Below are 21439 nucleotides of genomic sequence, written 5' to 3'. Positions count from 1 at the left end.
ACCCCGCAGGACGGGGCGGTACGTATGGCCGGACCGGTCCCCTCCGGTCCTCCGAGGCTTACCCGTGTCCGCGGCCTCAGGCGGATCCTGCCCCCTGCGGCGGCGCCGGGAACGGTACGACGGCCACTGTTACGTTGTCGTGGCCCCCGCCGTCCAGGGCGTGGCCCACCAGCACCCGGGCGCTGTGCAGCGGACGGGCGGCCGCGTCCGCCGGTACGACCTCGGCCATCTCGCCGGCCGTCTCGGCGTAGTTCCACAGGCCGTCGGTGCACACGACCACGACACCGGGCCGGTCCGGCTTGAAGGCCGCGGTGTGCGGCTCGAGTTCGTAGGCGTCCGCCCCCAGCCAGCCGGTGATCGCGTGGGCGCGCTCGTCGGCGTACGCCTCGGCCTCGCTCATCAGGCCGGCGGCGACCATCTGCGCGGCCCAGGAGTCGTCCTCGGTCAGCCGGGCCGGCGGCGCCGAGCGGTCGTCCGGCACCCAGTAGGCGCGGCTGTCGCCGACCCAGCCGACGACCAGCAGCCCGGAGGCGACGACCGCACCGACGATCGTGCAGGCCGGGGCGTTCTGGTGCGGGGCGTGCTCGCGGGCCGTGGCGGGCTCCTCGGCGAGCGCGTTGACGGCCTGCGACGCGGCGACGATCGCCTCGTGCATGGCCGCCTGCGGGTGGGTGCCGCGCGGCAGGGCGGCGAGCAGGGCGTCACCGGCCGCCTGGGAGGCGGCCAGGGAGGCGTCGTCGGGGCGGGTAGCCGAGGAGACCCCGTCGCAGACGATCGCGAGGGTCACGGGCGTACCGTCGGGCAGCGCGGTGTGGCCGACGGAGAAGGCGTCCTCGTTGCGGTGGTGGCGCAGCCCGCGGTCGCTGACGGCGGCGACCGGCCCCGACTCGCGCTCCATGTGGTCGCGTTCGCGGGGCTGGGCGTGGCCGCAGTTCTCGCAGTAGCCGTCGCTGTCCACCCGGCCCGCCCGGCAGGCCACGCACACCTGCGCAGGCTCCTCCTCCGCCGCGGCGGGGGTCTCGGCCACGCGCGGGTCGGGTGCCTGCAGCGGGTACTCCTCGGGCTCCGCGGGCCGGTCGAAGCGCACCCCGGCACCGGCGGGCTGGGCGGGGACGGCCGCGTGCCCGGGCAGGGGGGTGTCGGCCGAGTCGGTGCCGGGCAGGTCGGTCGGCAGGTGCACCGCGGGCGGGGTGCCGGAGCCGTCCGGATCGGCGGCGGGCCACTCCACGCCGTCCCCCGGCGCCGGGGAGCCGGTCATGGTCAGCGTCGGATGGTCCTGCGGCGGCACGGGCACGACGGAGAGGTCGTGTCCGCACGCTCCGCAGAAGAGGTCACCCGGCTCGACGGGCTCCGCACAGCTCGGGCACTTCGCCGGTGCGGCCTGCTGGGGCATCTGCGACATCAACTACACCCACGTCCGGGGGCGGTAACGGTTGGCCCGTTCCACCAGTTCGATCCTCTCCTCGCCGCCGGTCGCCAGCCGGGCGAGCGTGCGGTAGGCGCGTTCCAGGCCGAAGCGGAGGCCCCGCTCGTCCAGACCGCTGCCCAGCAGCACCCGCCCGCCGACGGCGGCCTGAGCGGTGCCCTGGCCTCCGGAGAGTATCCAGTCCAGCGCGCTGCCAAGCACTTCGACGGACAACTGCTCGCGCCGGGCGGGGTCGAGACCGTACGCCCGCAGCGCCTCGACCTGCCCGGCGGCGGCCGTCAGGTCGTCCAGGAACGGTACGTCACCGGCGCTCGCCGTGCGCTGTCTGAGCCGGGCCCGGACGGCGGCGACCCGGGCGGCCGTGTAATGGATGGAGGACTCCGGCACCGACTCCAGCGTCCGTACGGCGCCGGTCCGGTCACCGGCCGCGAGCTGCACCCGGGCCAGGCCGAAGGCGGCGCTGACGAAGCTCGGGTCGGTCATCCACACCAGGCGGTAGTACTCGGCCGCGTTGTCCAACTGGCCCAGCACCTCAGCGCACAGGCCCAGCGCCAGCTTCGGCGCGGCCTCGCCCGGGAAGGCGTCGTAGATCCCGTCGAAGGCGAGCGCGGCACCCTCGAAGTCCCCGGTGACCAGGGCGGTCACGCCCCGGTACCAGACCACCCGCCAGTCGTCGGGCCGCTCCTCGTCCAGCTTGGCCAGGCTCATCAGCGCGGCCTGGTGGTCGTCGCTCTCCAGCCGGGCCCGGATCTGCCGCAGCCGGGTCTCGACGGTCTGCGTGGGCGCCGCGGCCAGCGCGGCGATCAGCTCGGCCGGCGCGGAGGCGATGAGACCGGCGAGGAAGCCGGCGTTGGGATCGCCGGGATCGACCAGCGGCACCGGCAGGGCGAGCGCGGCGGCCGGGGTGGCGACGGGCCGGACGAGGGCGGCCGGGACGGGGACGGGCGGGACCGGGGCGGACGGGCCGGCGGCTCCGGGCGTCCCCGGCGAGGGCACACCGGCCAGGGGTGTCCCCGGTGCCCCGACCGCCGTTCCCCTGCGGCCGCGTACCTGCCGGGCGCCCAGCCGGGACACGTCACCGTCGAGGCGCGGGAACAGCTCCGTGTCGGTGACCTTCACCTCGGGCCCGAACAGCGTCGACAGCGCGGGCCGCGGCCGGCCGCTCTGCAGGGCGACGACCTCGCGCAGCACGCCGGTCAGCTGCTCGGCCATCTCCTGCGCGGAGGCGAACCGGCGGGCCGGGTCGGGGTCGGTGGCGCGGACCAGCAGCCGGTAGAAGGACTCGTAGCGACGGAAGACGTCGATGGTGTCGGGGTCCGGGAGGGAGTCCGCGTAGACGTTCGTGTAGCCCTGGAAGTCGAAGGCCAGCACCGCGAGCGTCCGGCCCACCGTGTACAGGTCGCTCGCCACCGACGGACCGACCTCGGCGACCTCCGGGGCCTGGTAGCCGACCGTGCCGTAGATCGCGGACTCGTCGTCGTCCATGCGGCGCACGGCGCCCATGTCGATCAGCTTGAGCTGGTCCTCGGTCTGGATGGCGTTGTCGACCTTGAAGTCGCAGTACAGCAGGTTCCGGCTGTGCAGATGGCCGAGCGCCTCCAGTGCCTCGATGCCGTACGCGCAGGCCTGCTCCACCGGCAGCGGGTCGCGGCGGCCGTCGGGCGTGCGGCGGGCGTTGGCGATCTCCTTCAGGGACTTGCCGCCGACGTACTCCATGACGATGTAGCCGTCGAGGGAGCCGGTGCGCTGGTCGAGGTGCTCGACGAAGTTGTAGATCCGCACGATGTTGGCGTGCTCGATCTCCGCGAGGAAGCGCCGCTCGGAGATCGCGGCCGCCATCGCGTCCTGGTCACCGGTGTCCAGCAGGCCCTTGAGCACCACCCACCGGTCGGAGACGGCCCGGTCCACGGCGAGGTAGATCCAGCCCAGCCCGCCGTGCGCGAGACAGCCGGCGACCTCGTACTGGCCGTGCACGACGTCCCCGGCCCTGAGCTTCGGCACGAAGGAGTACGGGTGCCCGCACTTGGTGCAGAAGCCCTCCGTACGGCCCGGCCGGTCACCGCGGGCCCGGCCCACCGGCGCCCCGCAGTCGGACCGCGAGCAGAACCGCTTCCGCTCGGGCACCTCCGGGTTGTCCAGCACCATCGCGCGCGGGTCGGGCCGCGGCACCTGCGGCACGCTCACCAGACCGGCGCCCAGCCGCCCGCGCGTCGACGCCCCGGAGGAGGAGCCGGAGCTGCGCACCGACACGGAGCGGCCGGTGGCCGTGCCCGACAGGGACCGGGAGAGCCGCCCGGAGACCGAGCGCCGCGACTTCGACGACTGCGACGACGTACGCGACGAGCTGCGGGAACTGCTGCTCTGCGCCGAGCCCTTGGTGATACCGGTGGGCGCCGAACCGACCATGCCCCTCGCCGACACCACCGGTGCCAGGCCGCAGGTGTCGCAGTACAGCTCGCCGCCGCCGACGTCCTCGTACGTCCCCTCACAGCCCGGCCGCTGACAGGTCTGCCCCGCCTGACTCATGACTGGCCCCCCTTACGATCCTCGGGCACGCTCGCGCCGCCGAGCAGTTCCGCCGCCGCCTGCTGGTAGCGCAGCACGGCCTGTTCGGCCACGCGCAGGTCGCAGGGCGCGCTCCACAGCATGCGGCGGGCCGCGTCGTACCGCTCGACCAGCAGCGGGTCCTCGGCCAGCCCGTGCCGGGCGGTCTTCGCCTTGTAGGCGTCGAGCCGGCCGCGCAGCTCGGCGCGGACCGCCAGCGGTGCGGTGACCGCGGTCAACTGCTCGCGGGCGCGCAGCAGTTCGTCCTCCGCCTGCTGCTCCAGGGACTCCAGGAGCGGGGAGAGCCGGTGCCACTGCGCCTGCCTGCGGTACTCGGCCGCCGCCGCCAGCTGCTCCTGCAGCACGGTCGGCGGTCCGCTGACCACCGGCACCTCGGTCGCGGCGATCTTCGCCAGCACCTCGCCGCGCGCGGTCCGGGCCTCGGCGAGGGTGCGGTCGGCGCGGGAGAGCACGTCCCGCAGCCGGATCAGCCGCGCCTCCGCGTCCTGGCGGACGGTGAGCACGGCGTCGATCTCGCGCCGTACGTCCTCCAGCGCGCGCGCCTCACGGTCGTACACCGTCGTGTCCGGACGGCCGCCGCCCGGGGCCGAACTGCCCTGCGTCGGCATCCAGAAGGCCACCGGGTCGGAGACGACGTCCTCCCGGAGCCGGGTCAGCGTACGCGTGATCCGCTCCAGGTCGTCCCCGGCCGGGTGCTCGCCGGGGCGCACGCCGACGGAGTGCGCGAGCTGCCGGGTGCGCTGGAGCTCCGCGGCGAGTAAATCGATGCGCGCGGGCAGCGCCGACCAGACCGCGTCGGCGGCGACGACCAGGTCCAGGCTCGTCGCGTACAGCTCGTTCATCCGGTCCACCAGCGCGGTCAGCGAGAAGCTCTCGCTGAGCTTCCCGGAGCCGGGGACGGTGACGGACGCGCCGCGCAGCAGCTCGCTCAGCTCCACCAGGTCCTCGCGGCTGGACCAGCGGCGCCGGGCGCGGATCTCGCGAGCGGTGTGCAGCGCGGCCGTGTAGGCGTCGAAGTACGACCACAGCAGGGTGATCCGGGCCTCCGTGGCCTGCCAGCGCTCCCGGGTGACGCCGGTCAGCTCGGCGCCCTCGAGGAGTCTGCGGCCCGCGTGGTCCTGCAGGGCCAGCAGCGAGGTCTCGATCGCCTCGTGCTCGGCGCCGAGCCGCGCCAGCGCACGGTCCACCTCGTCCCGGTCCATCACCGGCCCGGCGGGGTCCGTGACGCCCATCGATCACCTCTCGCTGCTGTGTGTGTCCGTCGGGTAGGGGTCAGCTGGTGCGCAGATACTGCGGCGCGGGCGGCTTGGACGCCGACGAGTCCTTCCCCAGTGTCGCCGACAGCCACGTGTCGTACGACGCCTGCCAGCCGTCCGAGCGGTAGCCCACCAGAATGCGATTGACCCGGCGTACCAGATCGGTGGCGTCCTTCTTCATCGCCACGCCGTAGTACTCGGTGGTGAACGCCTCGCCCTTCAGCTCGACGGTCGGGTCCTGGGCGGCCTGGCTCGCGGCGAGCGCACCGTCGGTCACCACCGCGTCCACCTCGCCGAGTTGGAGCCGTACCAGGCAGTCCAGCTGGTTCGGGACGGTGGTGGAGATGTCCGTCGAGGCGGGCAGGGTGCCGGCCTTCTTGTCGGCGTCCAGCTTGGTGTACGCGGTGGAACCGGCCGCCGTGCACACCTTCTTGTGGGCCAGGGTGCCGTTGTAGCCGGTGACGGGGGACGACTTGGGGGCGAGGACCTGCTGCCCGGTCTTGAAGTAGGGGGCCGAGAAGGCGACCTGCGACAGCCGGTCGCAGGTGATGGTCATGGTCCGTACGACCATGTCCACCCGCCCGTCCTGGATCGCGGAGATCCGCTGGCTGGTCGGGATCGCCTTGAACTGCACCGCGTCCGGGTCACCGAGTATGTCCTGCGCTATCCGGTGCACCAGATCGATGTCGAAGCCCTCCAGCTCCGCGCCCTCGGTGTTGGGGTTGCGGTAGCCCCAGTGGTAGCTGTTCTGGTCGACGCCGACGATCAGCTTGCGCCGGGCGCCCGTCCGCGCCTTGATGGCGTCGATGGTCGGACCGTCGGCCCCCGACGGGGACAGCGTCTGCTTCTGCGCCTCGGAGTCCACGCAGTTGCCCGCGCGGACCTGGGTGCCGCCGGCGACGCGCTGACCGCCGACGCCGCCCTGGGGCTCCGGTGCCTGGGTGCACGGCAGCAGCAGGACGAACGCCAGCGCCAGCGCGCACAGCACCGCCATCGCGCCGACCCCGCCCCAGCCCCGCAGGGAGGCCCGTACACGGCTCGCGTACATCGTCCCGCCCCCTGTCACCGGTACTCCGAAAGCCTGCGCCCGATGCCGGCGACGCCACCGGCGGCGGCCAGCACCGCGAGGACGGCCACGCCCACCGGCAGTCCGGTCATCGCGTCGAGCCCGTCACCGGCGGCCTGCTGGAACTCGTCCTGCTCGTGCCCGATGGCCCGGGCCAGGTTGTGGTCGACGCTGTCGAAGCACTCGCCGGTGGCGCCCTTCGCGCCGATCACCTTGTCCAGTGCCTGCTGGTAGTTGCCGTTCTCGTCCTCGGTGCGTGCGGAGGCGTGGCGCTGCTTCCACACCACCATGTTGCCCGCCGCGGCCTTGACCGGGGTGGTGCCCGCCTGGTCGTCGGCGAGCTTCCGGGCCTCGGACAGCCCCTTGCCGAGCACGCCCATGTCCTTGTCGAAGTCGTAGTAGTAGGCGTCGTACGCCTTGCCGTCGACCGTGATGGTCTCGGCGCCGCGCGCCACCAGGCTCAGGTTCTCGTTGCCCCGCGCCTTCAGGGAGGCGATCCGGGCGTCGTGCAGCACGGTCAGCGAGCGGATCCCGTGGTCGTAGGAGCCGTCCAGCTCCGACCGGGCCACCGCGTGCCCGACGACGAGCCACAGCAGTGCGACGGTGGTGGCGGCGGAGGCGGCGACCAGGCCGTGGTTGAGGACCCGGTTCGTCCGCCGGTACATCCGGTGCTGGGCCCAGCCGAGCGCGCCGAGCGCGAGCACGCCGAGGCCGATGGCGGCCCACGGGTAGGGCGTGGCGTCCCCGTAGTCGGCGTCCAGCCGCTGGTTCTCCTTGGTGTAGAGATCCTCCGCCGCCGGGAGCATCTCCTTCTGCATCTTCTCGTTGGCGTAGCGCAGATACGCGCCGCCGACGGGGTATCCCTGCCGGTTGTAGGTCCGGGCCCGTTCGATGAGCCCCTTGTACTCGGGCAGCAGCCGGTTGAGCTTGGCGATGGCCGCCTCGGAGGCCGAGCCCGGCTCGGCGTTCGCCGCGGCGGTCACGAGTCCGCCGGCGGCGGTGCGGATGTCCTTCTCGTAGCGGTCCCGGGAGACGGCGGATTCCTGACCGCCGGCCAGGAACCCGCTGGAGGCGGCCGTGTTGGCGTCGGCCAGCGACCGGTAGATGTCCGCGGCGCCCGAACTGAGCGGCTGGCTGTGGTGCAGCACGTCGTCGGCGGCGGCCGACCGCTCACTGGTCTGCCAGGCGGTCACGGCCCCGAACGCGACGACGACGAGCGCGAGAACGGCCCCGATGATCCGCAGCCGCCCCGGCTCGGTGGTCGCGGCACCTCGCACCCGCTCGACCCCCTCGGCGAAGGCGGTGCGCCGGGTGGGCGGAGCCGGAGCGGGCGGCACGGGCATCGCCGGACGGCCGGGCTGCGGGGGGATGCTGGGCAGGCCGGGTCCCGCCTGTGGCGGCGCCGCACTGCTCTTCGGCAGGTGTGTCACTCGACCTCCCCCATGGTCATCCGTTCGCCGCCAAGTATCACCGCCCGGACTGACATCCGCACCGGCCTTCACTGGATCTTGATCGGATCGCAGTGTGCTCAGGGGCGCGCGACGACTGACACACCACCCCCTACCGATGAACACGCCGGTCGCGACGGATCGGTTCCACACCACCCCCGGCCACGACGACCCGCCCGCCGCACGCCCGCGGCGAGGGCGACGGCGAGGGCGAGGGCGACGGCGAGGGCGAGGGCGAGGGTGGTGAGGTGGCCGGGCGGCAGGTCCCGGCGCCCGGTGTGCCGGCGGCTCCTCCCGAGGGGCGTCAGGCGGTCAGCTCCGGCTGCCAGTGTGCGCGTGCCCTCTCCTGGGCCGTCGGTCCGCCTCCCAGGTGGTCCAGGCCCAGCAGGGCCGCGCCCAGGACCGGGCTGGCGGTCACCACGTGGACGTCGGCCTTCGGGGCGCGGGTGGTGAGCAGATCGCGGACGGTGTCGTCGAGTTGGGCGTGGCCGGCGGCCAGGACGCTGCCGCCGAGAAGCACCGGGGTCTCCTCGGTGAGGAGGTCCAGGCGGGTCAGGGCCACCGTGGCCATCACCGCCACCTCCTCCGCGAGCCGGGTGACGATCGAGCGGGCCACCGGGTCGCCCTCGGCCGCCGTCGCGAACAGGACCGGGGTCAGCTCGTGGCGGCGGTCGTGGGCGATGCGTTCCAGGTGCAGGGCCTCGATCAACGCGTACATGGTCGCCAGGCCGAAGTGGGCGGGGAGGGTGCGGGACAGGGCGGTGGGGGAGCCGCGGCCGTCCTCCGCGCGCGCCGCGTACCACAGCGCCTCCTCCGCCAGTCCCCAACCGCCGCCCCAGTCACCGGAGATGCGCCCGATCGCCGGGAAGCGGGCGGTCCGGCCGTCGGGACGCATGCCGACGCAGTTGATGCCCGCGCCGCACACGACCGCGACCCCGCGCGGCTCGGTCACACCCGCGCGGAGGACCGCGAAGGTGTCGTTGCGGACCTCGACCGAGGCGCCCCACGCGCGCGTGTGCAGCGCCGCCGCCAACTGTTCCTCCTCCACCGGCAGATCGGCGTTGGCCAGGCACGCGGAGACATGGGAGACGCGTGCGACGCCCGCGTCCGCGAACGCCCGCCGGACCGGATCGGCCAGCGCGTCCAGCGCCGCCGGCACGCCCACCGTCGGCGGCCGGAATCCGCCGCCGCGGGCCGTGGCCAGGACCTCCCCGGCCGCCGTGACCACGGCCACGTCGGTCTTGCTGTTGCCCGCGTCGATGGCGAGCACGGTCGAGGTCAGGCCCACGCCAGGTGCTCCCGGTTGTGTGCGATCAGACTGTCGGTGAGGGTGTCGGCACGGTCGTACTGGGCGATGAGCGGGTGGGCCAGCAGGGCGCGGAAGACACGGTCCCTGCCGCCCCGCAGCGCCGCCTCCAGGGCCAGGTCCTCGTACGCCGTCACGTGCGCGACCAGACCGGAGAAGAGCGGGTCCAGCTCCGGTACCGGCAGCGGGGCCGGGCCCGTCGGGCCGACCGCCGCCTGGACCTCGATCACCGCGTCGTCGGGGAGGAAGGGGAGCGTGCCCTTGTTGAGCGTGTTCACCACCTGGTACGGGCTGCCTCCCCCGCCCAGCAGGGCCGCCGCCAGGTCCACCGCGGCCTCCGAGTAGTACGCACCGCCCCGCTTGGCGAGCAGTGCCGGTTTCTCGTCCAGGGACGGGTCGCCGTACATGCGCAGCAGTTCCCGCTCCATCGCGGCCACTTCGGCCGCCCGGGACGGCTTGGTGCGCAGTTCCCGTACGACCTCGTCGTGTGCGTAGAAGTAGCGCAGGTAGTACGAGGGGACCACGCCCAGGCGGTCCAGCAGGTGCCGGGGCAGGCGGAGGTCGGCGGCGATCGTCTCGCCGTGCTCGCCCAGGAGCTTCGGCAGGACGTTCTCGCCCTCCGGGCCGCCCAGGCGTACGCCGGTCTCCCAGGTGAGGTGGTTGAGGCCCACGTGGGCGAGGTGGACGTCCGCGGGGCTCACGCCCAGCATGCCCGCGAACTTCCGCTGGAAGCCGATCGCCACGTTGCACAGCCCGACCGCCCGGTGCCCGGCCTGGAGCAGGGCGCGGGTGACGATGCCGACCGGGTTGGTGAAGTCGATGATCCACGCCCGGGGGTTCGCACGGCGGACCCGCTCGGCGATGTCCAGCACCACCGGGACCGTGCGCAGGGCCTTGGCCAGGCCGCCCGCGCCCGTGGTCTCCTGACCGATGCAGCCGCACTCCAGCGGCCAGGTCTCGTCCCGCTCCCGGGCAGCCTGGCCGCCGACGCGCAGCTGGAGCAGGACGGCGTCGGCGCCGTCGACGCCCGCGTCCAGGTCGGAGGTGGTGACGATCCGGCCGCCGTGTCCCTGGCGGGCGAAGATGCGGCGGGCCAGGCCGCCGACCGGTTCCAGGCGTTCGGCGGCCGGGTCCACGAGGACGAGTTCCTCGACGGGCAGGGTGTCGCGCAGGCGGGCGAAGCCGTCGATGAGTTCGGGGGTGTAGGTCGAGCCTCCGCCGACCACGGTGAGTTTCATACCAGGATCAACCCTTTACTCCGGTGAGAGTGACGCCCTCCACGAACGCCTTCTGGGCGAAGAAGAACACGAGGATCACGGGGGCCATGACCAGCACGGTCGCCGCCATGGTGAGGTTCCAGTCGGTGTGGTGGGCGCCCTTGAAGGACTCCAGGCCGTAACTGAGCGTCCAGGCACCGGGGTTCTCGGACGCGTAGATCTGCGGGCCGAAGTAGTCGTTCCAGGCGTAGAAGAACTGGAAGAGCGCCACGGCGGAGATGCCCGGCTTCGCCATCGGCAGGACGACCCGCAGCAGGGTCCTGAGGTCCCCGCAGCCGTCGACCTTCGCCGCGTCCAGGTACTCGTTCGGGATCGTCGTCAGGAACTGGCGCAGCAGGAAGATGGAGAACGCGTCGCCGAACGCCATCGGGATCATCAGCGGCCACAGCGTGCCGGACAGATCCAGCTGCTTCGCCCAGAACAGGTACATCGGGATGATGATCACCTGCGGGGGCAGCATCATCATCGAGATCACCAGCATGAGCGACAGGTTGCGGCCCCGGAAGCGGAACTTGGCGAGGGCGTACGCCACGGGGACGGACGACACCACGGTCAGGGCCGTGCCCAGGCCCGCGTAGATCAGGGTGTTCTTCCACCAGGTCAGGAAGCCGGGGGTATGGAGCACGCTCCTGTAGTTGCCCCACTCCCAGGTGTGCGGGACCAGATCCCGGCTGAGGGCCTGGCTGTCGCTCATCAGCGAGGTGAGGAACACGAACACGAAGGGCAGGGTGAAGAACAGCGCGGCGGCGACGCCGAGCGAGTGGACCGCGATCCACTCCAGCAGGGCCCGGCGCCTGGCCGTGCGCTCGGCGCCCGAGACGAGCGGGGGTGCCGGCTTCACCGGCTGGTCCAGTACCTGGGTCATGGTCAGTCACCTGCCTGGATGAGACCGCCCCGGCGCCGCATCAGCAGTGCGGTGAACGCCATCGACAGGGCGAAGAGCACCAGGGCCACGACACACGCGGATCCGTAGTCGAAGCGCTGGAAGCCGAGGTTGTAGACGAGCTGGGGGAGGGTCAGCGTGGACTTGTCCGGGTAGCCGGGCTCGAACTGGGTGCCGGCGCCCTGGATCACGCCCGAGGCGACCTTCCCTGCGATCAGTGGCTGCGTGTAGTACTGCATGGTCTGGATCACGCCGGTGACGACGGCGAACATCACGATCGGGGAGATGTTCGGCAGCGTCACGAACCGGAACCGCTGCCAGGCCGACGCGCCGTCCAGTTCGGCGGCCTCGTACTGCTCCGTCGGCACGTCGAGCAGCGCGGCCATGAAGATGACCATCAGGTCGCCGATGCCCCACAGCGCCAGCAGGGTCAGGGCCGGCTTGGACCAGCCGGGGTCGTTGAACCAGCCCGGTGCCGGGACGCCGGCCTTGTCCAGGATCGAGTTGACCGGTCCCGTACCGGGGTTGAGCAGGAAGGCGAAGGCCATGGTCGCCGCGACCGGCGGGGCCAGGTACGGCAGGTAGAACAGGGTGCGGAAGATCCCCGCACCGGTCTTGATCTTCGTGATGAGCAGGCCGACGCCGAGCCCGAAGACCACCCGGAGCGTCACCGTCACCAGCACCAGCCACAGGGTGTTGCGCAGCGCGGGCCAGAACAGGGGGTAGTGCTCGAAGACGTACGTCCAGTTCTTCCCGCCGCTCCACGTCGGCGGCCGGAAACCGTCGTAGTGCATGAAGGAGAAATAGACGGTCGAGATCAGCGGATAGGCGAAGAAGACCGCGAAGCCGATGAGCCACGGCGACATGAAGGCGAGGGTGCGCAGGGCCGAGCGCCGGCGTTTCGACGCGAGGGTGACGGCGCTCATCACTGCGCCTGCGCGATGTCCGTGTCGATCTGGGCGGCCGCCTTCTTCAGCCCGGACTTCAGATCGGTGACCTTGCCGCTCTCGTAGTCGTAGCCCAGCTGCTGGATCGTCACCAGGTACTGGCCGCCGTTGACGGAGGCGGGGGAGGTGGTGGAGTCCGGGTCGGCGGCGATGTCGAGGAACGTCTTGAAGCGGGGGTCGTACTTCAGCTTCGGGGACTTCAGCGCCGCCAGCGTGGAGGGCACGTTGTGGATGTCGTTGGCGAAGCCGACCACGGCATCGGTGTTCGTGGTGATGTACTTGACGAATTCCCAGGCGGCGTTCTGCTGGTGGCTGCTCGCGGCGATGCCGGCGATGGTGCCGGTGATGTAGCCCTTGCCGTACTGGGCCACCTGGTCGTCCGGGACGGGCAGCGGGGCCACCCCGATCTCGAACTTCGGTTTCGCCGCCTCGGCCATGCCGAGCCGCCACTCGCCGTCGAGCTGCATGGCGACCTGACCGGTGTGGAAGGGGTGCTTGGCGCCCCACTCGTCGCCGAGCGTGGCCCGGAACTTCTCCAGCCTCTGGAACCCGCCGAGTTCGTCGACGAGTTTCTTCTGCAGCGTGAAGCCCTTTTCGAAGGCCGGGTCCTCGGCCACGTCCGACTTGCCGTTCTTGTCGAAGTACGTCGGTGAGAACTGCCCGAAGTAGTGCTCCGTGGTGGATTCCCAGCCGTGGTAGTCGGGCATGAATCCGAGCTGCCGGTAGCCGTCGCCCTGGCGGACCGTCAGCTTCTTCGCGTCCGCCTCGAACTCGGACCAGGTCTTCGGCGGGTTGGCGATACCGGCCTTCGCGAACGCCGTCTTGTTGTAGTAGAGCCCGTACGCGTCACCGAGCAGCGGGACCGTGCAGCGGTCCCCGTCGAACTGGGTGTACTCGTTCATCGGCTTCGGGAACGTCTCGGCGGGGTCGATCCCGGACTTCTTGAGGAAGGGGTTCAGATCGACCAGCGCGCCCGAGGAGCAGAACTTGCCCACGTTGTTGGTGGTGAACGAGGAGATCACGTCCGGCGCCTTGTCGCCGCCGGAGCGCAGCGCCTGGTTGATCTTGTCGTCGGTCATGTTGCCGACGACGTTCACATGGATGTTGGGGTGCGCCTTCTCGAAGCCGGTGACCAGCGACTTGACCGCCGCGACCTCGTTCGGCGCGCTCCAGGCGTGCCAGAAGTTGATCGTCGTGTCCTTGGAGGCGTCGTCCGTGGCGCCGGAGTTCGACTGCCCGGTACAGGCGGTGGTGAGGAGCACGGCGGAGACAGTCAGGGCGAAAGCCGCTTTTCGGGCGACTTCGGGTATGGCTGTGGGCATGGCGAGGTCTCCCAGGGACGGGTCGGTGAAAAGGGGGCCTTGACGACGGAGGCGGACTCAGCGCGAGGTGTCGAAGACCTCGTCGCGGGTGGTGGCGAGCGCGGACTCCAACGCGCCGCGCAGCACGGGGTGTTCACGGACATCGCCGACGACCAGCCGGGGGCGGGCCGCCGCCAGCTCCTCCAGCTCGGCCTGGACGAGGGCGCGCAGCACCTCGCCGCCGGCCGTCAGGGAGGAGCCGCTGAGGACGACGAGTTCGGGATCGAGGACGGAGACGAGCGAGGCGAGACCGGTGGCCAGCCGGGTCGCGTAGGTGCGCAGCAGCTCCCGGTGGGGTCCGCCGGCGTGGTCGGCGGCCCGGGCGACGAGCTCGGCGGCCACCTCGGTGTACGGCCCCGACGGCAGGTCCTCGACGCCGAGTTCGCGGGCCAGCCTCGGCAGCGCCTGGGAGCCGGCCAGCTCCTGGTAGCCGCCGCTGTTGGCCTTGGTCACCTGACGCACCAGGGGCGTGCCCGGCACCGGCAGGAAGCCGACCTCGCCGGCGCCGCCGGTGAAGCCGCGGTGCAGCCGGCCGCCGAGGACCAGGGCGGCGCCGAGGCCGTCCTGGTTCCACAGCAGCACGAAGTCCGTGTGGCCGCGGGCCGCGCCGAGCCGCTGTTCGGCGAGGGCGACGAGGTTGACGTCGTTCTCGTACTCGACCGGCATCGGCAGGGCGGCGGCCAGCTCGTCGAGCAGCGTGGGGGAGTGCCAGCCGGGCAGGTGGGAGGCGTAGCGCAGGCGCCCGGTGGTGGGGTCGAAGGCGCCGGGGGTGCCGATGACCAGGCGGTGGACGTCGGCGCGGGCCAGTCCGGCGGCCTTGACGGCGCCGTCGAGGGCGTCGGTGACCTGCTGGACGACGGGCCGGGCGGGGCGCCGGCCGGGGGTGGGCAGGGCGAACTCGCCGACCGTGCGGCCCGTGATGTCGGCGACGGCGGCGCGGATGCGGTCGGGGGTCACGTCGAGGCCGGCGGCGTACGCGGCGCTCGGGTCGACCGCGTACAGCTGGGCGTTGGGGCCCGGCCGGCCCTCGCTGGTGCCGGTGACCCGCACCAGGCCGGCCGCCTCCAGGCGGGCCAGCAGCTGTGAGGCGGTCGGCTTGGACAGGCCGGTGAGCTTGCCGATCCGGGTGCGCGACAGCGGGCCGTGCTCCAGCAGCAGGTCCAGGGCGGCGCGGTCGTTCATGGCGCGCAGGACGCGAGGGGTGCCCGGCGTGCCGGCGGTTCCTGCCATGGGGGTCGACACCTGCCTTTCCAGCCGCCCAGCTTCTCAGTGACCCGGGGAGGGCGTCCAGTCTTGATCACCGGCCGCACGGAAGATCACTGTTAGGAAAGTTTCCTATTCGGGTGGGAGGAACGTAAGCCCAGGACGAAGGGGGCGTCAATAGACGAGGCCCCCGAGGCGACGGAGTCGTTGCCCCGGCAGCGCGGCCGTAGCGCGTCACGACTCCGTCACGCATCTGGTTTTCGCAGGTCAGAGCCCCTACATTCACAGCTTGTTCCACTTCGATCCGCTGGGCCCGGGCAAAGTGGGCCCGGACGGTGACGAGCGGATGGTGAAGGATGCCCGACCGAAGACTGCTGCGGAACCTGTGGACGGCCACGATGTCGGGCTTCGTGCCGCTGATGCTGCTGCAGTGCGTGAACGACGCCGTGGACGACGGACTGTCCTGGCCGGTCCTCGGCGACCTGGTCCTCGTACCCGTCGTCTGGGCGTTCCTCAGCCTGATCGCCGCCCTGTACGTGTACCGGGCCCTGGTCCACCGGGCACGCGGCACCGGCATCCGGGTCACCGCGGACGCGCTCGAGGCCACACAGGAGTTCATTTTCTCCCCGGAACGGGGAGTGAGGCTGCGGGCGGCCCTGGCCACGTCCGGGCGGGCGCGCAACGTGGTCGGTGCCGAGCGGCTCGACTTCCGGTGGCAGCCCTTCCGGGGCCGGCACGCCGTCGCCGGTTCCCTGTCCTTCGACCCGGCCTCGGGCGAGGCGCTGTTGCGGGTCCGCGCGGACGAGGACCTCATGCACACGCACGGTCAGCGGCGGGCGAGTGCGTTCGTCGCGCTGTGTCAGATGGCGCGGCTGGCGGAGGCGGAGAAGGAGTGAGAAGGCGTCACGTCCGAGGACACCCTGCGCGGCACCGACCCCGGGAAGGGAGCCTGGGCGCGCGAGGCCGGCCGCCCGCCTGCGGGCCGGTCACTCCTCGGTGAACGGGGTGGTGTCGAGGGTGGGGTACGGCGCCGGGAGGGGGCGGGGTTCGCCGAGGCCGACCTTGGTGTCCGTGGCGTAGTACGCCTCGGTGGGGTCGTCGCCGGGAAGGACGGGGTCCGTGTAGCGGTGGGCCGTCCGGGTGCCCCATCGGAACGTCGGGGCACCCCGTGCGCGCCCCGCGCCGGAGTGCCCCGCCTGTTCACTCGCACGAGCGTGCTGAACCGTCCCCTACTTCGGCGGAGGCGTCGACCGCTGGGGAGCGATCGGGGCCGTCGCCGCCGTCTGCGGGGAGTCCGCGTTGGCGTACACCGAAGGAGCCGCCATCGTCGCCGTCGGGTCCGGGGCGTCCTCGACGTCCTCCGTCGCCGTCGCCCCGCCCACGATGCGGATGCTCGCCGCGTCGAACGCCCGCTTGACACGCCAGCGCAGCTCCCGCTCGATCGTCAGCGCCTTGCCCGGCATCGTCCTGGCCGAGATCCGCACCACCATGGAGTCGATCAGGACCGAGTCCAGGCCGAGCACCTCCACCGGGCCCCAGAGCAGCTCGTTCCAGGGCTCTTCCTTGCTCATGTGCTCGGCGACGTCGTCGAGCGTGGCCTTGACCCGGTCCAGGTCCTCGCTCGCCTTCACGGTCACATCGATCCCGGCCGTCGCCCAGCCCTGGGACAGGTTGCCGATCCGCTTGACCTCGCCGTTGCGCACGTACCAGATCTCGCCCTCCGCGCCGCGCAGCTTGGTCACCCGCAGCCCGACCTCGATCACCTCACCGGAGGCCACACCCGCGTCGATGACGTCACCGACGCCGTACTGGTCCTCCAGGATCATGAACACCCCGGAGAGGAAGTCGGTGACCAGGTTCCGGGCGCCGAAACCGATCGCCACACCCGCGACACCGGCGGACGCCAGCAGCGGCGCCAGGTTGATCTTGAAGGTGCCCAGCACCATCAGCGCGGCCGTGCCGAGGATCAGGAAGCTCGCCACCGAGCGGAGCACCGAACCGATCGCCGCCGACCGCTGCCGCCGCCGCTCGGCGTTGACCAGCAGCCCGCCCAGCGAGCCGCCGTCCGTGGCCTGCGGGGTGCGGCCCATCCGGTCGATCAGCTTGCTGATCGCCCGCCGCACCACCGCGCGCAGTGTCACGGCCACGGCCACGATCAGCAGGATCTGCAGGCCCATCGCGAGCCACGTCGACCAGTTCTGCTCGACCCAGCTCGCCGCGTTCGTGGCGCTCTCCTGGGCGTCCTGGAGCGACGGCACGGCCGGCGCCGTGGAGCCCGAGGGAGAGGGAGACGGGGTCGGCGACGCACCGGCGGCCAGCAGGACGGCGGGCAAGGACGACACGGCAGGTACCTCCAAGGTGCTGCACGGTCCGTACCGGCGGAGCGGTCAATGTCTTCAAGGTCACGAAAAGGTCACCGGACGGACAGGACCACCACACTAACGGGGCATCGTGTGTGCCTCGTCCGGATCCGCCAAGGAGGGGCGCAGGAGAGACACGGCTCACCCCGGCTTGAACAGGCCATGATTCGGGGGATCAATCAGGTGTGGTCGAAAACACTCCCAGCCCGTTACCGGGACATGGTGGCGCTTCCACCAGGCATGAGGGGAGACTGACTGCAGATCGTCCCGGCGCAAGCCACGCGCCGCCGACGCCCAAGGAGGCACCCGTGCCGCATGTCCTGGTCCTCAACGCGTCGTACGAGCCGCTCGGCGTCGTACCGCTCCGCCGCGCGCTCGTCCTCGTGCTGGAGAACAAGGCCGTCTCCCTCGAGGAATCCGGCGCCTATATGCACAGCGCAACCGTCACAGTCCCCGCACCCAGCGTGGTCCGGCTCAAGCGATTCGTCCGGGTTCCCTATCGGGGGCCCGTTCCTCTCACCCGCCGCGCGCTCTTCGCCCGCGACGGGGGTCGGTGCATGTACTGCGGTGGCGTCGCAACCAGCGTCGACCACGTCATCCCGCGCAGTCGCGGGGGTCAGCACGTCTGGGACAACGTGGTGGCGTCCTGCCGCCGCTGCAACCACGTCAAGGCCGACCGCCACCTCGTCGAGATCGGCTGGCGGCTGCGCCACAAACCGGCTCCGCCGAGTGGGCTGGCCTGGAGGATCATCGGTACCGGGCATCGCGATCCGCAGTGGTTGCCCTATCTGCAGCCGTACGGTGCGGATGATGCCCTGGCTCGGATCGACGGCATATCCGCCTGAGTTCCGGGCCGGTTTTTTTACGCCCACGAGAGGGGGCGTGGTCCTTCCCGGCGTTCACCGCGCACCGAGTACAGAGCCGCCCCCAGCACGAACAGGGTGAACGCCGCCACCCACGCCCCCCGCTCCGCCCCCGGCTGCATCGGCCACGCCCACACCGTCGCCGCGCGGCCGTGGGCGCCGTGGCCGCCCAGGTACACGGCGGAGACGTAGGCGAAGGCCGGCAGCCAGCTGAGACGGGCGCCCAGGAGGGCGGCGGCCGTCGCCGTGACGCCCGTACAGCCCAGGACGTTGCGGATCATGGCGGGCGGGCCGAACGTCTGGGTGTGGCCGAGGACCGCCGGCGGCAGCAGGGCCGCCGCCAGCGCGGTCAGCACCAGCAGGTGGGCCAGCCGCCGCGGCCACCACGGTCGTACGGCCGTGGCGTCCAGCTCCGCCGAGGCCGCGTGCAGGCTCGTCCCGATCGCGGCCGAGGCCAGCAGCGGGGCCAGCGCCACGATCGGCATCCGGCGGTCGGGGTCCAGGTAGCTGTCCAGCCGCCCGGCGGCCCACACCGCGAACGCGGTGGTCCCGGCGAGCGTGGCCAGCGTGAGCGGCAGGGCACGGGAGCGGGCGTAGAGGACGAGGCCGTTCACAGCGCCGGCACCCCCGAGATGTCACAGCTGCCCGCCGTCGCGAAGTACGCCGACAGCCACGCCCTGCGCTCCTTGGCGCCCATGGACGCCAGGTGCGCCCGGGCGGCCACCCGCCTGCGCAGTGCGGCACGGTCGGCCTTGGTGCCGTGCGCGTCCAGCTCGTCGAAGTGGGCCTCACCGGGACTGGGCGCCAGGTAGTGCTCGACCAGTTCGTGCAGCTGCAGTACGCGCGGATCCTTGCACTCCGGGTACCCTCCCAGTGCTGTGGCGGCCTCCCAGGCGTACTGCTTCGGGTCCGTCAGCCGCCCCCGTACGACCGACCAGCCGATCGGCGTCAGCATCGGCAGCTGCGCCTCGTCGCGGTGCGGCCCGCCCGGCCGGTCCGCCCAGCGCACCGGCAGGTTGTCCACCCCCTCCAGTTTGCCGGTGATCCCCGACAGAGCCGTCTTGAGCTGCGGCAACAGCTTCGCGTACCGGGCGTTCACACAGATCGCCGGAGTGGCCGAGGTGTCGCACACCTGGCGTGCGGCGAGCGGGTCCGGACGCCACAGCCCGTCGCCGGTGTGCACCAGCAGCGCGCCCGCGGCCACCGCCGCGGCCAGGGGCAGCAGGGCCGCCGCCCGGCGCCGTGCGGCGTACGCCAGCACGGCGGCGAGCGCCAGTCCGCCGGTCCACGCGGCCATCGCCGGTGTCTGCCACCACACGGGCAGCTGGTCGTCGCCGATCGGGAACGCCGGGCTGAGCGCGCTGCCGGAGCCCGAACGGGCGGTCGTCGCCACCCCGAGCCCCACGAACCCGGCCACGGCCAGCAGGGGCGCGGCCAGCCGCGTCGGCAGCACCCGGCCCACCACATGGCCGAGCAGCGCGGCCGACGCCGGCGCCACCGTGTCCCCGGGCAGCAGCCCCGGGTGCGGCCCGCCGCCCGTCGCGTACGGCGCGGTCGCGACCAGTGCGGCGGCCGCGGCGACCAGATAGCCGGCGGCCACCCAGGCCGTCAGCGGGAGCGCGGCGGCCAGGAAGCGGACGAGCGGCGACCGTACGACCGTCCCCCACAGCTCCTCCGTACGGCGCCGCCGCTCCCGTCCGCCCTGCCAGCAGCCCGCGGCGGCGGCCAGCGGCACAGCGATCACCAGCGCGTTGTGCAGCTCCCCGGCGGTCGCCCCCCAGTCGCCCTGCCAGTGTTTCGCCGTGGCGGCCAGCAGCACGCCGAGCGTCACCGCGACCACGGCCCCCGCGAACGGCGGGAAGCCGCGCACGGCCTCCGCGCGGAGGGGACGCGGCGCCTTCGCCCTCTGTTCGACGGCGAGTGTCATCGCACCGCCTCCCGCGTCCCCGCGCCCGCCGCGCGGTGGGCCCGCAGCGCGGCGGTGTACCCGCGCTCGATCGGATGGTCGCCGGGGCCGTCCGAAACCTCGCCGAGCAGGGTGAGCGTCTCGGGCGTGCCCCGGTACGCGACCCGGCCGCCGTCGAGGAGGGTGACCTCGGTGCAGGCGGCGGCCACGTCCTCCACCAGGTGTGTGGAGACCACGACGGTCGCCGAGACACCCAGCTCGCGCAGCAGCTCGCGGAACTCCACGCGCTGCTCCGGGTCCAGCCCGGCCGTCGGCTCGTCCAGCAGCAGGACGGCGGGGTCGTTGACGACGGCCTGTGCGATGCCGACGCGACGGACCATGCCCCCGGACAGCGTCTTCACCTTCGCGTCGATCCGGTCCGTGAGCCCGACCCGGGCCACGGCCCGCTCCACGGCCCGCGGCACCCGGTCGGCGGGCACCTCCTTCAGCCAGGCCACATAGGCGACGAACTCCCGCACCGTGAAGCCCGGGTAGTAGCCGAACTCCTGCGGCAGATAGCCGAGCCGGCGCCGCGCCTCGGTCCGGCCGCGGTGCTCGGCGGTGTCCTCGCCGAGGATCTCCACCCGCCCGGCGTCCGGCCGGGCCACCGTCGCCAGCACCCGGATCAGCGAGGTCTTCCCGGCCCCGTTGGGGCCGAGCAGCCCGTGCACACCGGTGCCGAGAGCGAGGTCGAGGGAGTCGAGGGCGAGCGTCTTGCGGTGCCGGACGCGCAGCCCGGTCACGTGGATCGAGTTCAACGGTGCTCCAGGAAGGAGTGGTTCGGGAAGTCGGGACGTCGGGGTGCGGCGCATGACGTGCGCCGTCACCGGCCGAGCGGGCGGTCGTACGCGGGGCGGCGGGCGGCCAGCAGGACGGCGCTCAGCGCGGCCGCCGCCGCCCAGGCGCCCTGCGCGCCGAAGCCGTCCAGGCAGCGGGAGAGCTGCTCGGCCAGCCGCGCGCCGGTCTCCTCGCCCGGGCCGGCGGACACCGGGCCGAGCACCGCCGCCAGCCAGCCGCCCCCCGTGACCAGGGCGGCCGCCCGGCAGCCGACGAAGGAGGCCAGGGCCAGCGAGCCCAGCGCCAGGGCCAGCCCCGGCAGCAGCCAGGCCGCCGCGGCCGGCGCGCCCGAGGCGGGCAGCAGCAGCCCGGTGAAGGTCAGCAGCGGCACGCTCACCGCGAGGACGGCGACCGTCCGGGTGAGCGCGAGCCGCAGCCCGCCGCCCGGAGTGGCCGCGGCGATCTCGTGCAGCGGGTCGGCGTGCGGCCCGTAGGACAGGGCGATCCCGGCCACGGGCACCACCGGCGCGACCGCCAGCAGCAGCGCCCGCGCCGCCGGGAACCCGGCCCCGTAGGCCAGGGCCAGCGCGCCAGCCGCCACGACGAGCACGGCCGGCAGCCACGCCCCGCGCACGGCCGGCCCGGCGGCCCACAGCAGCCGCGCGAGCCGTGACACGGCGGGGGGCGCCTGGCGTACCGGGGAGTGCTCGCGCCCGGCGGGGGCCGAGAGGTGCACAGGGGAATGCGCGGGAGTCT

General features: G+C 72.8%; 18 protein-coding genes. 2 read left to right on the top strand and 16 right to left on the bottom strand.

Annotation, left to right across the window (positions count from 1 at the left end):
* Window positions 1-76 precede the first annotated feature (76 nt).
* The 11 genes from ACIHEJ_RS16010 to ACIHEJ_RS15960 all read right to left on the bottom strand — a co-directional run bounded on the left by ACIHEJ_RS16010 (window position 77) and on the right by ACIHEJ_RS15960 (window position 14765).
* Complete coding sequence (locus tag ACIHEJ_RS16010) at window positions 77-1402, bottom strand: PP2C family serine/threonine-protein phosphatase (RefSeq protein ID WP_400135440.1); 1326 nt, start codon at window positions 1400-1402, stop codon at window positions 77-79.
* A 3-nt stretch (window positions 1403-1405) separates the two neighbouring features.
* Window positions 1406-3952: a tetratricopeptide repeat protein gene (locus ACIHEJ_RS16005; RefSeq protein WP_400135438.1), complete on the bottom strand. Its 2547-nt coding sequence runs from the start codon at window positions 3950-3952 to the stop codon at window positions 1406-1408.
* Entirely contained in the window at window positions 3949-5223 is a 1275-nt protein-coding gene (locus ACIHEJ_RS16000) for a hypothetical protein (protein ID WP_400135437.1), read from the bottom strand. Before ACIHEJ_RS16000 ends, ACIHEJ_RS16005 begins: the two co-directional genes overlap by 4 nt.
* Before the next feature lie 40 nt (window positions 5224-5263).
* Entirely contained in the window at window positions 5264-6295 is a 1032-nt protein-coding gene (locus ACIHEJ_RS15995) for a glutamate ABC transporter substrate-binding protein (RefSeq protein WP_400135435.1), read from the bottom strand.
* A gap of 14 nt (window positions 6296-6309) precedes the next feature.
* Entirely contained in the window at window positions 6310-7743 is a 1434-nt protein-coding gene (locus ACIHEJ_RS15990) for a hypothetical protein (protein ID WP_400135434.1), read from the bottom strand.
* 322 nt (window positions 7744-8065) lie between these two features.
* Complete coding sequence (locus ACIHEJ_RS15985; protein ID WP_400135432.1) at window positions 8066-9049, bottom strand: N-acetylglucosamine kinase; 984 nt, start codon at window positions 9047-9049, stop codon at window positions 8066-8068.
* Entirely contained in the window at window positions 9040-10305 is a 1266-nt protein-coding gene (locus ACIHEJ_RS15980) for a 6-phospho-beta-glucosidase (RefSeq protein WP_400135431.1), read from the bottom strand. The genes ACIHEJ_RS15985 and ACIHEJ_RS15980 overlap by 10 nt, the downstream gene beginning before the upstream one ends.
* Before the next feature lie 7 nt (window positions 10306-10312).
* Complete coding sequence (locus ACIHEJ_RS15975) at window positions 10313-11209, bottom strand: carbohydrate ABC transporter permease (protein ID WP_400135429.1); 897 nt, start codon at window positions 11207-11209, stop codon at window positions 10313-10315.
* A gap of 2 nt (window positions 11210-11211) precedes the next feature.
* Complete coding sequence (locus ACIHEJ_RS15970; RefSeq protein WP_400135427.1) at window positions 11212-12153, bottom strand: carbohydrate ABC transporter permease; 942 nt, start codon at window positions 12151-12153, stop codon at window positions 11212-11214.
* Window positions 12153-13496, bottom strand: a complete 1344-nt coding sequence (locus tag ACIHEJ_RS15965) for an ABC transporter substrate-binding protein (RefSeq protein ID WP_400135425.1) — start codon at window positions 13494-13496, stop codon at window positions 12153-12155. The genes ACIHEJ_RS15970 and ACIHEJ_RS15965 overlap by 1 nt, the downstream gene beginning before the upstream one ends.
* A 57-nt stretch (window positions 13497-13553) precedes the next feature.
* Entirely contained in the window at window positions 13554-14765 is a 1212-nt protein-coding gene (locus tag ACIHEJ_RS15960) for an ROK family protein (RefSeq protein WP_400135424.1), read from the bottom strand.
* Between the two features lie 329 nt (window positions 14766-15094).
* On the opposite strand from ACIHEJ_RS15960, the gene ACIHEJ_RS15955 reads away from it, so the two are divergent.
* Window positions 15095-15634 carry a hypothetical protein gene (locus ACIHEJ_RS15955; protein ID WP_400135422.1) on the top strand — a complete coding sequence of 180 codons (540 nt, stop codon included), beginning with the start codon at window positions 15095-15097 and terminating at the stop codon, window positions 15632-15634.
* A 333-nt stretch (window positions 15635-15967) separates the two neighbouring features.
* On the opposite strand, the gene ACIHEJ_RS15950 is transcribed toward ACIHEJ_RS15955, so the two are convergent.
* A complete protein-coding gene (locus ACIHEJ_RS15950) occupies window positions 15968-17080 on the bottom strand; it encodes a mechanosensitive ion channel family protein (RefSeq protein ID WP_400135421.1) in 1113 nt (370 codons plus the stop codon).
* A gap of 326 nt (window positions 17081-17406) precedes the next feature.
* Here ACIHEJ_RS15950 and ACIHEJ_RS15945 point away from each other — a divergent pair, with 326 nt between their 5' ends.
* On the top strand, window positions 17407-17943 hold the full coding sequence (locus ACIHEJ_RS15945; RefSeq protein ID WP_400135420.1) for an HNH endonuclease: 537 nt from the start codon (window positions 17407-17409) through the stop codon (window positions 17941-17943).
* 17 nt (window positions 17944-17960) lie between these two features.
* Here ACIHEJ_RS15945 and ACIHEJ_RS15940 read toward each other — a convergent pair whose 3' ends face one another.
* From ACIHEJ_RS15940 to ACIHEJ_RS15925, 4 genes are all read right to left on the bottom strand, one after another.
* Window positions 17961-18575 (bottom strand): hypothetical protein, encoded by a 615-nt coding sequence (locus ACIHEJ_RS15940; RefSeq protein ID WP_400135418.1) that lies wholly within the window; start codon window positions 18573-18575, stop codon window positions 17961-17963.
* The gene (locus ACIHEJ_RS15935) at window positions 18572-19888 is read right to left on the bottom strand and encodes a hypothetical protein (protein WP_400135416.1); all 1317 of its coding nucleotides are present in this window, start codon (window positions 19886-19888) and stop codon (window positions 18572-18574) included. Before ACIHEJ_RS15935 ends, ACIHEJ_RS15940 begins: the two co-directional genes overlap by 4 nt.
* Window positions 19885-20649 carry an ABC transporter ATP-binding protein gene (locus tag ACIHEJ_RS15930; RefSeq protein ID WP_400136116.1) on the bottom strand — a complete coding sequence of 255 codons (765 nt, stop codon included), beginning with the start codon at window positions 20647-20649 and terminating at the stop codon, window positions 19885-19887. The genes ACIHEJ_RS15935 and ACIHEJ_RS15930 overlap by 4 nt, the downstream gene beginning before the upstream one ends.
* A gap of 80 nt (window positions 20650-20729) precedes the next feature.
* Window positions 20730-21439, bottom strand: a 710-nt coding sequence (locus tag ACIHEJ_RS15925; protein ID WP_400135415.1) for a zf-HC2 domain-containing protein, incomplete at its 5' end; no start/stop codon positions are given.

The sequence above is a fragment of the Streptomyces sp. NPDC052301 genome, from assembly GCF_044593395.1.
Taxonomy (GTDB): domain Bacteria; phylum Actinomycetota; class Actinomycetes; order Streptomycetales; family Streptomycetaceae; genus Streptomyces.
Note: the sequence above shows the minus strand (reverse complement) of the source record. Positions and strands in the feature narration are given on the sequence as shown.